Annotated in this window: 10 protein-coding genes and 1 rRNA gene; 7 read left to right on the top strand and 4 right to left on the bottom strand. The window is 59.3% G+C overall.

The features are described 5' to 3' along the window. The first annotated feature begins 2 nt into the window (after positions 1-2). Positions 3-120 (top strand): 5S ribosomal RNA (gene rrf / locus BQ8011_RS08825). 462 nt (positions 121-582) lie between these two features. Here rrf and BQ8011_RS08820 read toward each other — a convergent pair. Then, complete coding sequence (locus tag BQ8011_RS08820) at positions 583-2,433, bottom strand: dolichyl-phosphate-mannose--protein mannosyltransferase (RefSeq protein ID WP_072456426.1); 1,851 nt, start codon at positions 2,431-2,433, stop codon at positions 583-585. A gap of 65 nt (positions 2,434-2,498) precedes the next feature. Here BQ8011_RS08820 and rsmI point away from each other — a divergent pair, with 65 nt between their 5' ends. Continuing rightward, on the top strand, positions 2,499-3,353 hold the full coding sequence (gene rsmI, locus BQ8011_RS08815) for a 16S rRNA (cytidine(1402)-2'-O)-methyltransferase (protein ID WP_072456424.1): 855 nt from the start codon (positions 2,499-2,501) through the stop codon (positions 3,351-3,353). Between the two features lie 18 nt (positions 3,354-3,371). On the opposite strand, the gene BQ8011_RS08810 is transcribed toward rsmI, so the two are convergent. Beyond that, positions 3,372-3,944 carry an isochorismatase family protein gene (locus tag BQ8011_RS08810; protein WP_072456422.1) on the bottom strand — a complete coding sequence of 191 codons (573 nt, stop codon included), beginning with the start codon at positions 3,942-3,944 and terminating at the stop codon, positions 3,372-3,374. 86 nt (positions 3,945-4,030) lie between these two features. Here BQ8011_RS08810 and metG point away from each other — a divergent pair, with 86 nt between their 5' ends. Continuing rightward, entirely contained in the window at positions 4,031-5,872 is a 1,842-nt protein-coding gene (gene metG, locus BQ8011_RS08805) for a methionine--tRNA ligase (RefSeq protein ID WP_072456420.1), read from the top strand. Positions 5,873-5,986: 114 nt separating this feature from the next. Here the strand turns inward: metG and BQ8011_RS08800 are convergent, their stop codons facing one another. Both BQ8011_RS08800 and BQ8011_RS08795 read right to left on the bottom strand, forming a co-directional pair. Beyond that, a complete protein-coding gene (locus BQ8011_RS08800; RefSeq protein WP_072456418.1) occupies positions 5,987-6,691 on the bottom strand; it encodes a RodZ family helix-turn-helix domain-containing protein in 705 nt (234 codons plus the stop codon). Between the two features lie 11 nt (positions 6,692-6,702). Continuing rightward, a complete protein-coding gene (locus BQ8011_RS08795) occupies positions 6,703-8,211 on the bottom strand; it encodes a PspC domain-containing protein (RefSeq protein ID WP_083430009.1) in 1,509 nt (502 codons plus the stop codon). A gap of 128 nt (positions 8,212-8,339) precedes the next feature. Here BQ8011_RS08795 and BQ8011_RS08790 point away from each other — a divergent pair, with 128 nt between their 5' ends. The 4 genes from BQ8011_RS08790 to BQ8011_RS08775 form a co-directional block, all read left to right on the top strand. After that, positions 8,340-9,635 carry an ATP-binding protein gene (locus BQ8011_RS08790; RefSeq protein WP_231945313.1) on the top strand — a complete coding sequence of 432 codons (1,296 nt, stop codon included), beginning with the start codon at positions 8,340-8,342 and terminating at the stop codon, positions 9,633-9,635. Between the two features lie 27 nt (positions 9,636-9,662). Next, entirely contained in the window at positions 9,663-10,319 is a 657-nt protein-coding gene (locus tag BQ8011_RS08785) for a LuxR C-terminal-related transcriptional regulator (RefSeq protein ID WP_072456414.1), read from the top strand. A gap of 107 nt (positions 10,320-10,426) precedes the next feature. Continuing rightward, complete coding sequence (locus BQ8011_RS08780; RefSeq protein WP_072456412.1) at positions 10,427-11,917, top strand: DUF1846 domain-containing protein; 1,491 nt, start codon at positions 10,427-10,429, stop codon at positions 11,915-11,917. A gap of 2 nt (positions 11,918-11,919) precedes the next feature. Then, the coding region (locus BQ8011_RS08775) for an ATP-dependent helicase (protein WP_077209680.1) at positions 11,920-14,521 on the top strand (2,602 nt) is incomplete at its 3' end.

Below are 14,521 nucleotides of genomic sequence, written 5' to 3'. Positions count from 1 at the left end.
CTTGTGGTGGTCATAGCCGCGGGGAAACGCCCAGCATCCATTCCGAACCTGGAAGCTAAGCCCGCAAGCGCCGATGGTACTGCACCTGGGAGGGTGTGGGAGAGTAGGACACCGCCACAACACACTTACGCGGTGGGGTCTTGGAACAAAATGTTCCAAGACCCCACCGCTTTGTCATACCCACAACACGACACCGGCCGTGCTACCGCTAGCCGCCCGCGGCTATTCAACTGATCGCAGCCGCTTAGTGGGGACAAAGTAGGCAACCTCGTCGTGCGGAAATACGACGAGCCTCATCTCCCCAGGAAACATCAGTCACACCTGAGATTCCCCAGGTTGAGCTATTGCTGCTCACTTTGAGGCACGATGTACGTATGAGCGCAAGCATACGTTTCGTAGCTACAGAGACATAGGCACTGTAAGCGGCACTGGGGCGCTCAGCTAGGTTGCTGCCAACGGCCCGAGCAGACGATGTGTGTTGGCCAAACAAGTGCCGTGATGCGCTTTCAGCGATGGAATGAGAAGTGCCCGCGAACGGCAGTTCGCGGGCACAATGGCATCTACCAACGCCGACAGATCACTTTAGATCCATGTTGGGAACCACATGTGGAAGTGCCAGAAGTTGTACGAGATGAGATCTCCTCGCCATAGCGGCATGAAGAATACCGCGGAAGCGGTGATCAGTGCGGTAATTACCAGAGCTCCTAGCGCCCAGCCCTGGCGGATACGGACATCGGCGCCCATCCAGCGGTAATCGCCGGGTTCAAGCGAATCAGAGTCATACATGCGGTCGGGATCAACCCACGTGCGGGCCTGATCCAACATATAGCCAAGGAGCCAGGCAACGCTTAAACACACGAAGGGGACGAATGCGATCGTGTAAAAGTTGAAGATCGTTCGGTTCGCGTTGAGATACCAAGGGAAGTAGAGAGCGAGGTATCCACAGACAACGAATCCGGTGCGCCAGTTGCGATCTCGCAGTGTCACAAAGAGAAGGATAAAGAAGGCGACGGCCCCGACCCACCACAGAAGCGGATTGCCCAAAGCTAAAACCGCGTGGACGCAGTCGGACTTATCGCAGGCACCAGATGCGACCTTGTCCCACGCAAAAGACGTCGGACGTGCCTGGACGAACCACTGCGCCGGGTGCGCCTGATAGGTGTGAGGCGTCGTCAGCCCAGTGTGGAACTTGAACATTCCCACGTGGTAATCCCACAAGTCTTGGAAGGCTCCGGCAATGCCGTGATTGCGGTGACCATACGCATTCCAATGAGCAAACCAGCCGAACCACGAGGCGATATAGGTAATGATCGCCGGAGGAACCATTGCCAAGAAAGCGACTGAAGTGTCGTTGATGAGCGTTGCAGAAAAAGCCCGCGGATGACCCATTCGCCTGCGAGTCATCCAGTCGCGGACCGCAACAAACAAACCGAGAACAGCCAGGACATAGAGGCCCGACCACTTGACCGACATCGCCAAGCCACTCAAAATACCGGCTGCGAGGAGCCACCAACGTGAACCTGCGTGAGGTCCAATTCTCTTGGGATCATCGGGATCAGGCGTCCATTCGGAGAGCCGTGAGACCAATCGCGGATGAGTAATCTCTTGATCTTTCAGCACCGCCAAGAAAGCCGCTGCGGCGAACATTGCTAAAAAGACGTCCAACAGGCCCGTTCGCGACAAAACAATCGCGATGCCATCGGTAGCCATGAAGAATCCAGCAAGTGCAGTAATAGCAGGGGAACGGAACAGGTGCTGTGCAATACGGGCAGTCAAGAAGACCAAAATGATACCTGCGATCGCCGCGCTGATGCGCCAACCAACAGGATTCGTCGGACCAAATGCCCGCATCCCCAGACCAATCAGCCACTTACCAACCGAAGGGTGAACGACGTAACCACCCTCGGCAGAAAGTCCCGAAAAATCGCCTGAAATAAACGCGGGATCGGTATCTTTCGCCCAACTTCCCTCATATCCCAAAGCGATTTGCGAGTAGGCGTCCTTGACGTAGTAGGTCTCGTCGAAAATGAGCGTTCGGATAGTTCCAAGTCCCGGAAGACGAATAAAAGCGGCAAGAATCGTCGTCACCCAGGTAGCGATCCAACCCGCACGCGCAGACATGGGCAGCTGTGCCCAGCGGGGGATAACGACGGGCTTCCACTTGCGCGCCTCAGCCTCGCTGAATTCTTCGGAAGACTCAATATCTGCAGACTCTTCCCCGCTCTCCGAGGCAGGCTCCTCATCGTTTCCATCAACCGTCGTCCCGGCATCTGCAGCGTTCGCATCAGCGTCGGATTCAGGCTCTTCCTGAGCCACGGCCTTGGGAGGAGCGCAGACGTCATCTTCACGCTGTGCGAGCTCTTCTGTCTGCGCGTCGCCAGCTGTCGCCTCGGCCCCAGGGTTATCTGAATTGGAAAGAGTTTCGTCGTTCACCAGTTCAGTCTACCGATGCCCACCCTCAACTGGAGTAGTACACCCAAAGGTGGGACGATTGGTCCGTGAGTGAAGACCAGGATTTTATTCAGGCCCCCGCCTCGATTCTTCTAGCAGCAACCCCAATCGGTGACGTACGCGATGCCTCTTCGCGTCTGGCCCCAGCCCTCGAGCAAGCCGACATCATCGCCGCAGAAGATACACGCCGCCTTCTTGCCCTGGCCTCGAGAATGGGAATCCACCTGAGCGCGAAACTCATCAGCCTCCACGACCACAACGAATCCGCTAAGGCCTCGGCAGTCGTCGAACAAGCGCGGGCGGGCGCACGCGTCGTCATGGTCTCCGACGCGGGAATGCCCACCGTCTCAGACCCCGGGTTCCGCCTCGTTCACGAGGCCACTGCCGCTGGAGTTCACGTCAGTGCCCTCCCCGGTCCCTCCGCGCCGGTCACTGCGCTCGCGGTTTCAGGGCTTCCTTCCGACCGCTTTGCTTTTGAGGGGTTCCTCCCGCGCAAGACGGGGGAAGCGACGCGCTACCTGAAGGCGCTTGCCGCCGACCCACACACCCTGATCTTTTTTGAATCCCCGAAGCGGGTTCACGAGACGCTGATTCTTATGGCTGAAGTTTTCGGCGCGGAGCGCGAGGGAGCGCTATGCCGGGAACTCACAAAGACCTATGAAGAGGTGATTCGTGGAAACCTCGCGGAACTGGTAGACGCCACCGAAGGAGAGGTCCTTGGGGAGATCACCCTGGTTATTGCTCCCGGGCGAGCGCAGGGCAATGCCGACGACCACGTCGAGGCCGTGCTGGCCTTGGCGGCAGAAGGCATGCGGCTTAAGGACGCTGCGGCGGAAGTCGCAGAAGCGACCGGATTACGCAAGAACGAGCTGTACCGGGCAGCACTCGCCCGCACGAACTAGGGGAGTGCGCTAGGCGAATCAAGCCTGAGAGGGGACCAGCTCGACTCCGGCCTCGGCCATACGTGCGGCGGCAAGCTCGCCCAGCTCGGGGCTGACGGGTTCGGTCAAGTCGGTGAAGACTCGCACCTTAAAGCCATCCTTCACGCCATCCAACGTGGTTTCACACACGCAGTGGGATTGAGCAAGGCCAACGACGTCTAAGGAATCAATGCCCTTGTCTCGAAGAAGATCAAGCAAGGGGCGCTTCGTTGCCACGTCCTCGCCGTCGAAAGCAGAGTAGGCGGCCTCGTACATGCCCTTGTGGATCGTCACATCGGCATGGAGGTCAGCAAGAGCGGGGTGGAGTTCAGCCTCGGCGGTACCCGCAACGCCGTGCGGGGGCCACGTGTCAACGAAATCGGGATTGTCAGAGAAATGCGAACCCGGATCGATGTGCCAATCCTGCGAGGTCACGATGCAGTCGTAATCCGAGGCGTGAGCGGCAACAAAGTCCGCTACGCGCTGAGCACAGGCGTTTCCGCCCTCAACAGGAAGAGCTCCTCCCTCGCAAAAAGTAGGCTGAACATCGACAATGACAAGCGCACGGGGCATTGGACCCTCCCGAAAATATAGCGGCAGATACCTCGAGAATAGGGCAGAGACGACTCGAGCGCCAATAGGCATTAAACTAGGGGACCATGAGTCGAATTTTGTCTGCCGTTGCTTGGCCTTATGCCAACGGTCCACGCCATATTGGTCACGTCGCCGGTTTCGGAGTCCCCTCCGATGTCTTCTCTCGCTACATGCGAATGGCCGGGCACGACGTGCTGATGGTGTCCGGAACTGACGAGCACGGAACCCCCATTCTGGTTGCCGCCGATGGCGCGGGAATCAGTGCTCGCGAGCTGGCTGACCAGAATAATCGACTCATCGTCGAAGACTTGGTCCAGCTGGGCCTGTCCTATGACCTTTTCACACGCACGACCGCTGGAAATCACTACCGCGTCGTCCAGGACATGTTCCGAACTGTCCGCGATAACGGTTACATGATCGAACAGGTTACCCGCGCGGCGATCTCGCCTTCGACCGGACGCACTCTTCCCGACCGTTACATCGAAGGCACCTGTCCGATTTGTGGTGCCGAAGGCGCTCGCGGTGATCAGTGCGATAACTGTGGTAACCAGCTTGATCCCACAGATCTGATCAATCCTCATTCGCGAATCAACGGTGAGACCCCCGAATTCGTGGAGTCCACGCATTACTTCTTGGATCTGCCCGCACTGGCCGACGCGCTTTCCGCGTGGCTGGATGACCGCGACCGCTCGGGCACATGGCGTCCCAACGTCATCAAGTTCTCGAAGAACTTCCTTGAGGATATTCGCCCGCGTGCAATGACACGCGATATTGACTGGGGCATCCCGGTCCCCGGTTGGGAAGACCAGCCCGGTAAGCGCCTCTACGTCTGGTTCGACGCGGTGATTGGCTACCTGAGCGCTTCAATTGAATGGGCGCGCCGCACGGGGGATCCCGAAGCGTGGCGCCAGTGGTGGAATGATCCGGAAGCCCTGACCTACTACTTCATGGGAAAGGACAACATCGTCTTCCACTCGCAGATCTGGCCTGCTGAGCTGCTGGGTTACAACGGCCAAGGATCTAAGGGCGGCCAGCCCGGTGACCTTGGTGTGCTCAACCTGCCCACCGAGGTTGTCTCTTCAGAGTTCCTCACCATGGAGGGCAAGAAGTTCTCTTCTTCTCACGGCATCGTCATCTACGTGCGTGACATGCTCAGTCGCTACCAGGCTGACGCGCTGCGTTACTTTATTTCTGCTGCGGGTCCTGAGTCCTCTGATGCGGACTTCACCTGGGCGGAATTCGTGCGCCGCACGAACGGTGAGCTTGTTGCCGGTTGGGGCAACCTGGTGAACCGCACTGCGTCGATGATCCACAAGAAGTTCGGCGAGATCCCCGCGCCGGGTGAACTCCAAGAGATCGACCGCGCGCTGCTGGATGCTATTGCCGCAGGCTTTGACGAGGTCGGGGATCTGATCCGTCACCATCGTCAGAAGGCTGCTCTTGCCGCTGCGATGCGTCTGGTTGGCGAGGCCAATAAGTACGTTGCCGATACCGAGCCTTTCAAGCTCAAGGCTCCCGAAGAGCGCGAGCGTTTGGCGACCGTGCTGTGGACGCTGGCGCAGGCTGTGGCTGACCTTAACCTCATGCTTTCGCCCTTCCTACCCCACGCAGCAAATGACGTTGACTGCGTCATGGGCGGTGCGGGCGAGATTGCTCCCATGCCTTACATCAAGGAAGTTGAGGAGTTGGACCCCGAGGTTCTTCCCGCCGATTTCGCTGGTCGTACAGGCTACCCGGTCATTACCGGCGACTACACGAATGTTCCCACCTGGGAGCGTCACGACATTGTCGTTGGTACCCCGATCGAGAAGCCGACCCCGGTCTTCCAAAAGCTTGACGAGGCCATCGTGGAAGAAGAACTCGCGCGCTACGCGGAGTCTCGCCCCGATGACGTGACCGGAGCGTGACTTAAGGCTTCGTTGAGCCACTGATTTGGCTAAGAGTTGGCGCCAAGCAGACGGTGTATTCCGCTGCTTGGCGCCAACTCTTTGCGTCGAGAAGTCCTTTTCAGGCATTCGTCCTTACTTGCTTGCCCCCTTCTTTCGCGATGTGAACGAACTAATTCCCGCAATTGTCATGAGGAGAACGCCCAAGACAGCCAGGGTGGAGATCGCGATCAGAGCGAAGTCCATCATTCGCGCAAAGGCCAGTGCGATGAGGACAACGCCGGTGAAAATGACGATGCATGCCCACACCAGCTGCCCGATGCGTACTCCGCGATAGGGCGCTTCCTTGAGTTCCTCCGCAGACCAGACTCGGGTGGGAGGAATAACACCTGAGTGAGGCGTTGAGTGTGGTGTCTGTGTTTGGTCCGTGCTTGTTGCCCATGCCGCAGCCCCGCTAGCAGCACTCGTCCAAGCGGTCGGCGCATCGCCTTGAGAGGTCTGGGGAGTGCCCGCAGAAGAGGCGTTCGCCCCAGCCTGAGGGCTGGTGTACGTCGAAGACGCGCCTGAAGATGCGTGAGGCGCGCTCTCACTGGGAGGACCAGCAGGAGCGTCAGACACTTCAGCGTCGGCCTCGGATTGTTCAGCGGAAGAGGGGGCCGCGTCCTCGGTCACTGGAAGTTCCCGTGTTTCGGGGACAAGGCCGGAGGGAAGCGTTGCGGTCTCATCCGAGGCGCTGGCGGGCTGGGGGACCTCGGGAGCATCATTTCCCACGGGAAGCGGGGTCGTTTCTTCCCCGTTCGTGGGCAGGGGAACGGTCTGATCAAAGTCGTTGACACTCATGTCGGATCCTTTCAGTGCGCGCCTGCGGCGGACTCAGAGGCGTTAGGGGAAGCGGAAGGCGTTGGGCTTGCCTCTTGCCCAGCTGATGCGCTTGGTGAAGGCGTCGCTGGTGAAGGTGAAGGCGTTCCAGATGGCCAGGGATCGCGATTGGCGGACCTCCCCGTTTCCTCAACGTTCACGTTGAGGATCTGTGGGGCATCGAGGTAAACCGTGATTCCTTCGCCTTCTTTCCAGGTCGGGGACTTGAGGATTGTTGGCGTGGAATCATTGAATCCTTGCCAATCCGCATCTCCATTCATGTCCAGAGTGACGCTCAGGGGACGATTCTGTGCGACCACCCGTACCGGCTGGTCTTGACGCGCTTGGATATTCGCAGAGGGGATGAGATTTCCGCGGACGTGGATATCCTTCGTGAGCCCATCAGGCGCATGGGTGAGATCCAAGTCAAGAACGACGACCTGAGAACCGTTTTGGCCAGCGATCTCGTCAGACTTCCACGTTGCATCGTAACTGGACGTTGAAACATTTCCCCAGTGCCAGCCGTCTGTAGTGGTGACGGCCGCGTAGCCAATTCCACCCAGCCCTGCGGGGATAGCTAAGAAGATACCGATGGTTGATAGAGCGCTGAGTGCTGCGGAGGAGCGGTCGCGAATCGCTGCAACCAGGTGAGCAAAACCGACGATGAGAAGGCAGATGCCACCGCCAATTAATCCGATTTGCACCCAACTGTCAGCCGCACTTGTTGTCTTTAGGCCATTGCGGTACATGAGCCAGAAGGTTCCAGCGAGCACCAACATGACCAGCCCGTAGATGCTCAAGACCGCTGCGCGTGAAAGACGGCGAGGAAGGAGCGGGGCTTGGGTGGGGAAGGGAGTAAAACGCGTTCCGGCACTTTGCGGAACTGTGTGTCCCGAGGACGCGTTCGAGGCATTCCATTGTTGCCTCCATTGATCCCCCTGCATCTGGGGGCCAGGAGCATCTGAGGCAGGAGGAGGATAGGTGCCCGCAGATGAGGCGCTAAAAGGGGAGGACGTGGTGGAGGCTGCCTCTGGCGAAGGCTGGGATCCCGGGAATTGCTCAGGGCCCCCTTGAGTTCGCCAGTCGGGAGTTGATTGAGGCATGGTGTTTCCTTGGAAAGTCCAATTTGATTTCGAAAGCAAGATGGCGATGATGACGATGGCCGCGGGGAGCATGAGGAAGAAAGGCACCCTGAAGAAGACCGTCGTGATACCCAAAGCACCGCCGCCGAAGATCGCCATGAAGGCAGCGCCGACGATCGCGATATCGAAACGCCCCTTGAGCATTTCATCGACATGGATTCGACCATCGCGAGCCTCAGGCAAGAAGACCCATGCGAATGCATAGAAAATGCACACAACAGGGAAAAGGAAGGCGAGGACAACGATGAGGATCCGCACCGAGTTCACGTCCCATCCGTAGCGTTGTGCCAGACCTTGACACACGCCGCCGATGACGCGAGGCTCACCACGGAAGAAACCGGAGTATCGCAATGTGTTCATGAATCCTTTATCCATGCTTCAACTCTGCCCAAAGATGCACGAAGAAGATATAGGGGGATGCCCTGATCTATCCCCGATTTGTCGCTTTCTCTTTCCCCGAATCGCAGAAAACGTGTGAAGATAAACGGGTGAGTCACCTGCAGGACAATACCGATGCGCCTCAAGGCAGGCAGACGGGGTACGAGTGGACCCCGCCTCAAATCGTGCCGCCTCAGCGCGCCCTGCGACGCTCCAGTGCGCACTCGACGGATATGCCTCTTCCTTGGATTGGGGGCGTGTGCGCGGGAATCTCTTCGATGCTCGGTATCTCAGTGCGCGTCGTGCGTTTCGCCTTTCTCATCGCACTTCCCGCCTACGGGCTCTCTCTTATCGTCTACCTCTGGCTCTGGCTCACTGTTCCCGAGGACTCAGGTGGCGAACAAAGCGGGACTGGCCGCCTGCACTCGCCCCTGGCCTCGGCAGAAGAAATCGCCAGACGTGAAAGCCAACAGCGCAATCTGCGCATGCTCCTGGTGGGCCTCGGATCGCTCGGCCTCGCCCTCGCGATCGCCTACCTGCTCTTTGCAGGGATTGCGGGCCTGCGCGACATCGCCTCGGCGATTTTGGTCATCGGCGGAATCTCCGCGGTGTGGACCCAAAGCACGCGCGCATACAGCTGGAAGAGTCCTCTGTTTATCCTCATCACTTTCGCGGGGATGCTCTTGGTCGCCGCGGGCTTGGCCTTGGCCTTCTTCCGCGGACAATCGCCCTGGGATCTTGCCCGAGGTGCGATCTTGGGTGCCTCCCTGATCCTTGCCTTGGGAGTGGCCATTATCCCCTTGTGGGTGCGTACCTCCCAAGACAGTGCGCGCAGCAAAGAACGTGAAAAGCGCGAGGCCGAACGTGCGGATATGGCCGCGCACCTGCACGATTCCGTCCTTCAGACCCTCACATTGATCCGCAATAACGCTGATAATCCAACGTCAGTGCGCGCTCTGGCGCTGGGGCAAGAGCGCGAGTTGCGCTCGTGGCTGTACACCGGACGCGAAGAAGCCGCGGACTCTCTTGCCGAGGCCCTGCGCGAAGCCGTCTCAGCCCTGGAAACCACCTTTGGTGTGGAAGTGGGCGTCGTGACCGTTTCTGATACGCGTCCAGGTCCCGGCGAACTCGCGATGGTCGCTGCCGCATCGGAAGCAGTATCAAACGCGATTCGCCACGCGAAGCCGCCCTTGAGTGTCTACCTGGAAGTCGGGCCGGGCGGGTCCGATATCTACGTCAAAGACTGTGGCGACGGCTTTGATCTCTCGCAAATTCCCGAAGACCGGCACGGGGTTCGTAACTCGATCATTGGCCGCATGGAACGCGCAGGCGGGAAAGCCTCGATCCGCCATCTTCCCAGTGGAACAGAAGTTCACCTCTCCATGCCCGCAGCTACACTGGAATAAGCGCACTTCACGAAGGAGAACACCGTCATGACGATCCGGATTCTGGTCATTGATGATCATGCACTCGTGCGCGCAGGAGTGCGTAGTGAATTGGAATCCAGCGGCGCCGACCTTGAAATCGTTGGCGAGGCCAGTGACGTCGAAGGCGCAATTGCCGCCTGCCATGCGCTCCACCCCGATGTCGCGCTCCTCGACGTTCACCTCCCCGGAGGGATGGGCGGTGGCGGCGCTGAAGTTGCGGCCTCGTGCGCGGATGTTGAGGGGTTGAGATTCCTTGCACTCTCCGTTTCGGATTCCCCCGAGGATGTCGTCTCGGTCATCCGCGCGGGTGCTCGCGGCTACGTCACCAAGTCAATTTCGACCCCCGAACTGGTCGAGGCCATTGGCCGCGTTGCAGCGGGGGATGCGGCTTTCTCGCCGCGCCTAGCGGGTTTCGTGCTTGATGCTTTCGGTGGCGGGAATGCCCCGATTGCTGCCCACGACGATGAACTGGACCTTTTGTCCGCGCGCGAGCAAGAAGTGATGCGTTTGATCGCTCGCGGTTACCCCTACAAAGAGGTCGCATCCGAGCTCTTTATTTCGATTAAAACCGTTGAGACACACGTGTCTGCGGTGCTTCGCAAGCTCCAGCTTTCCAATCGAAACGAACTCACGCACTGGGCCATGCAGAGACACATTATCTAGGGTTGCGGTGCAATTCACCTCGGCTCTGGCGCGCTCCAGTGGGAGTTGAGTGTCAACGGCGATACCATGAGAAGTCCCCAGAACTCGATGCCCAGGGAGTGGCGTTCATGCACAAGATTGGTTTCAATCGCGATCAGTATCTGGCCCTTCAATCCGAGCATATTGCGCAGCGCCGTCAGCAGTTCGGAGGAACCCTTTACCTAGAGTTCGGCGGGAAACTCGTCGACGATATGCACGCTTCCCGCGTGCTCCCCGGCTTCACCCCCGACAACAAGATCGTCATGCTGGCCGAGCTTGCTGAAGAGGCCGAAATTGTCGTCGCCGTTAACGCACTGGACTTCCAGCGCCGCAAGATGCGTGAAGACCTGGGAATCACCTACGAAGACGACGTCTTCCGCCACATCGATATGTTCCGCGAATACGGGCTCTACGTCGGCAACGTTGTGATCACCCGTTGGAGCGACTCTAATGAGCAGGCACACGCCTTCAAACGCAAGCTTGAAGCCCGTGGAATCAACGTCGCACGCCACTATCCCATCGAGGGCTACCCGAACAATATTGACCTCATTGTCTCCGATCAGGGGCTGGGCCGTAACGAATACGTCCATACAACTCGCCCGCTGGTGATTGTCACCGCTCCCGGACCTGGATCCGGCAAGCTCGCAACCTGCCTCTCTCAGCTCTACCATGATCACAAGCGCGGACTGACCTCGGGATACGCGAAGTTCGAAACCTTCCCGATCTGGAACCTCCCCCTGGATCACCCGGTGAACGTCGCCTACGAGGCGGCAACCGTGGACCTGGACGATGTCAATATGATCGATCACTTCCACTTGAAGGCTCACGGCGAAACCACGGTCAACTACAACCGCGATATCGAGGCCTTCCCGGTCCTTCGTCGACTCCTCGAGAAGATCATGGGGACTTCCCCCTACCAGTCGCCCACCGACATGGGCGTCAATATGGCCGGTTTTTGCATTAGCGATGACGAGGCCTGCCGCGAAGCCTCCAAGCAGGAGATCATTCGCCGCTGGTACAAGGCTTTGGCCCTGGAAGCGCGAGAAGATCTTCCTCCCGTTCAGTCTGAGCGTGCCGCGCGCCTGATGACGGCAATGAACCTGACCAGCGAGGACCGCCCCGTTGTCGCGCCCGCCCTGAAGCGCGCGCAAGAGACCGGCTACCCAGCGGCCGCAATGGAACTGGCCGACGGGCGAATTGTCACCGGAAAGACCTCGGACCTGCTGGGTCCCTGCTCTGCGATGCTCTTGAACGCGATGAAGCTTCTTGCAGGTATTGACGATGATGAGAAGCTCCTTGCCCCCGAACAGATTGAGCCCATCCAAAAGCTCAAGACCGAGCACCTGGGCAGCCGCAATCCTCGTCTCCACACTGACGAGGTCCTGATCGCTCTTGCAGGTTCCGCGCGCTCCAATGAACGCGCCGCTCTGGCTCTGAAGCAACTGTCGCAGCTGGCTGGCTGCGATGTTCACTCTTCGGTTCTGCTGGGCAGCGTTGATGAGGGGATTTTGCGCCAACTCGGCATGAATGTCACCGCTGAGCCCGTTCACGCGACCAAGGGCGTCTACCACAAGCACTGAAAATGGATCAGGAACACTCACTTCCCAATCTCGGTTCTTTCCTCGATTTCGACGGCGATTCCCAGGAAGACCTGCCCCTTTACGACCCAACCTCGCAGGCGGCGGGAAACTGGGGTTCAGTCGCCGATAGCCGAGGCCTCGGCAGGGATAGCGATCCCCTGAGTGCCGGCGCGCCGTGGGCAGCGGCCTCGTCGCCGCAGAGAAATCCCGAAAACTTGCTTGCGGGACTCAACGATCAACAGCGTGCGGCGGTCGAGCACCGCGGAGTACCGCTGCTGATCATGGCCGGTGCGGGCTCGGGAAAGACTCGCGTCCTCACGCATCGAATCGCTTACCTTTTGGCGACCGGCCAGGCCCGCGCGGGTGAAATCTTGGCGATTACCTTCACCAATAAGGCGGCTGCCGAAATGCGTGAGCGCGTCGAGGCCCTGGTGGGCGGGGGAGCGGCGCGCAGAATGTGGGTGTCGACTTTCCACTCGGCGTGTGTGCGATTGCTGCGTGCGGAATACCGCGCAGCAGGTTTGCGATCGACCTTCAGTATTTATGATTCGCAGGATTCTCAGCGCCTCATCCAGATGGTGTTGAAAGCGGCGGACGTGGATATTAAACGATTCACTCCTAAGCTTGTGGCCGCGCGCATTTCTGACCTGAAGAATGAACTCGTCACCTGGCAGGAATACCGAGATGTCGCGCCGAATGACCCGATTTCACGGGTCGTCGCCTCGGCCTATGAGGAATACGAAAAGCGCCTTGCGCAGGCCAACGCCCTAGATTTCGACGACCTCATTGCTCGCACGGTTCGACTGCTCAAAGACAATCCGGCGATCGCCGAGCACTACCACCGGCGCTTCCGCCACATCCTGGTCGATGAGTACCAAGACACGAACCATGCACAGTACGTGTTGGTGCGCGAACTAGTAGGCACTGGGAACGATGGAGTAGAACCCGGGCAGCTGACGGTTGTCGGCGACTCCGACCAGTCAATCTATGCCTTCCGCGGTGCGACGATTCGCAATATTGAAGAATTTGAGCGGGATTTTCCGGGTGCACGGACCATTTTGCTCGAGCAAAACTATCGTTCGACCCAGAACATCTTGTCCGCAGCCAATGCTGTCATTGCTCGAAATGAGGGTCGCCGCGCAAAGAATTTGTGGACGGCATCGGGGGACGGCGCGCTGATCACTGTCGACGCCGCAGACTCAGATCGCGACGAGGCACGTTTCATCGTTTCAGAGATGGAAAAGCTCAGTGCTGCCGGGACCCGATGGGCTGATATCGCGGTCTTCTACCGGACAAACTCGCAATCACGAGCAATCGAAGAACTTCTGGTCCGCCAAGGCATTCCCTACCGAGTCGTTGGAGGCACTCGCTTCTACGAGCGTGCAGAAATCAAAGACGCCTTGGCTTACCTTCAAGTGATCTCGAACCCCGACGACACTGTCGCATTGCGTCGCGTCCTGAACACTCCCCGCCGCGGAATCGGCCCGAAAGCTGAAGCTGACCTCATTGCCCACAGCGATCGCTATGGGATTTCTATGGGCGCGGCCGCTAGGGATTGCTGGATTTCTCAGGGCCGAGGCCTCGGGGAAGCAGAGGGCACTGGCCTGACTCTCGCGGAGCTTCCCGCGGAAGAAACTGAGGAAGCGCGAGGCGGCGTGGCTGGGCTCAGTCCGCGCGCGGCCTCGGCAATCGCAGATTTTTGGGGATTGATCGAGGCCATGCGCCGCGCGGAACAAGCAGGTGCGAATGCTGCGGAGATCCTCGAAGAAGTTCTTGACCGCACGGGGTACTTGGCGACTCTGCGACGCTCCCAGGATCCGCAGGATGCCTCGCGAGTGGAAAACCTTGCGGAATTGCATGCGGTCGCACTTGACTTCGCAACGACCAGCGGCGAGGTCGGGCTTGCGGGATTCCTCGAGCGCGTTGCCTTGGTCGCGGACTCCGACCAGCTTCCCGAGGAAGAAAGCGGAAGCGGTCAGGTGACCCTCATGACGGTTCACACCGCGAAGGGCCTGGAATTCCCGGTCGTCTTTGTCACCGGTATGGAGGATGGAACCTTCCCGCACCAGCGTTCGCTGGGTGAGCCCGAGGAACTCGCGGAAGAACGGCGCCTTGCCTACGTCGCCATCACGCGTGCTCGCAAGCAGCTGTACTTGACGCGCGCCGCTGTTCGAAGCGCGTGGGGAGCGCCCCAAGAAATGCCGCCCTCGCGATTTTTGGATGATATTCCCGCTGAATTGCTTGACGTGCGTCGCTCGAGTACTTCCATGGAACGCCTGCGCGGCGGCTATGGCGCGGGATCGGGCTACGGCTCGAGTTACGGCGGATATTCGGGAGGCTCCGGGTACGGAAGCGACTACGGGTACTCGCGACGGCGAGACGATGACGGTGGTTACGTTTTCGGCGGTAGTTCCGGCGCGGGTAGCGACGGCGGTCCGCTTGCGGGCCGAGGCCTCGGCGGCTCGCGCGGCACACCAGCCCCGCGTACGACAGTTTCGCGTCCGACCGGTGCAAGCACACCCAAGCAGACCCTCAAGCCTGAGGAAACTCGGGTTGGGGATCGCGTCCGTCACGCGACCCTCGGGGAAGGCGTGATTATCGGCT

Origin of the sequence: Actinomyces marseillensis (assembly GCF_900155605.1) — a bacterium.
In the GTDB taxonomy this organism is placed as follows: domain Bacteria; phylum Actinomycetota; class Actinomycetes; order Actinomycetales; family Actinomycetaceae; genus Pauljensenia; species Pauljensenia marseillensis.
This window is presented reverse-complemented; position numbering and strand designations above follow the sequence as displayed.

Excerpts from the sequence above, each read along its gene's own strand:
- BQ8011_RS08810 (WP_072456422.1), bottom strand. The coding sequence starts at position 3,944 with ATGCCCCGTGCGCTTGTCATTGTCGATGTTCAGCCTACTTTTTGCGAG.
- metG (WP_072456420.1), top strand. The coding sequence starts at position 4,031 with ATGAGTCGAATTTTGTCTGCCGTTGCTTGGCCTTATGCCAACGGTCCA.
- BQ8011_RS08800 (WP_072456418.1), bottom strand. The coding sequence starts at position 6,691 with ATGAGTGTCAACGACTTTGATCAGACCGTTCCCCTGCCCACGAACGGG.
- BQ8011_RS08795 (WP_083430009.1), bottom strand. The coding sequence starts at position 8,211 with ATGAACACATTGCGATACTCCGGTTTCTTCCGTGGTGAGCCTCGCGTC.
- BQ8011_RS08785 (WP_072456414.1), top strand. The coding sequence starts at position 9,663 with ATGACGATCCGGATTCTGGTCATTGATGATCATGCACTCGTGCGCGCA.
- BQ8011_RS08780 (WP_072456412.1), top strand. The coding sequence starts at position 10,427 with ATGCACAAGATTGGTTTCAATCGCGATCAGTATCTGGCCCTTCAATCC.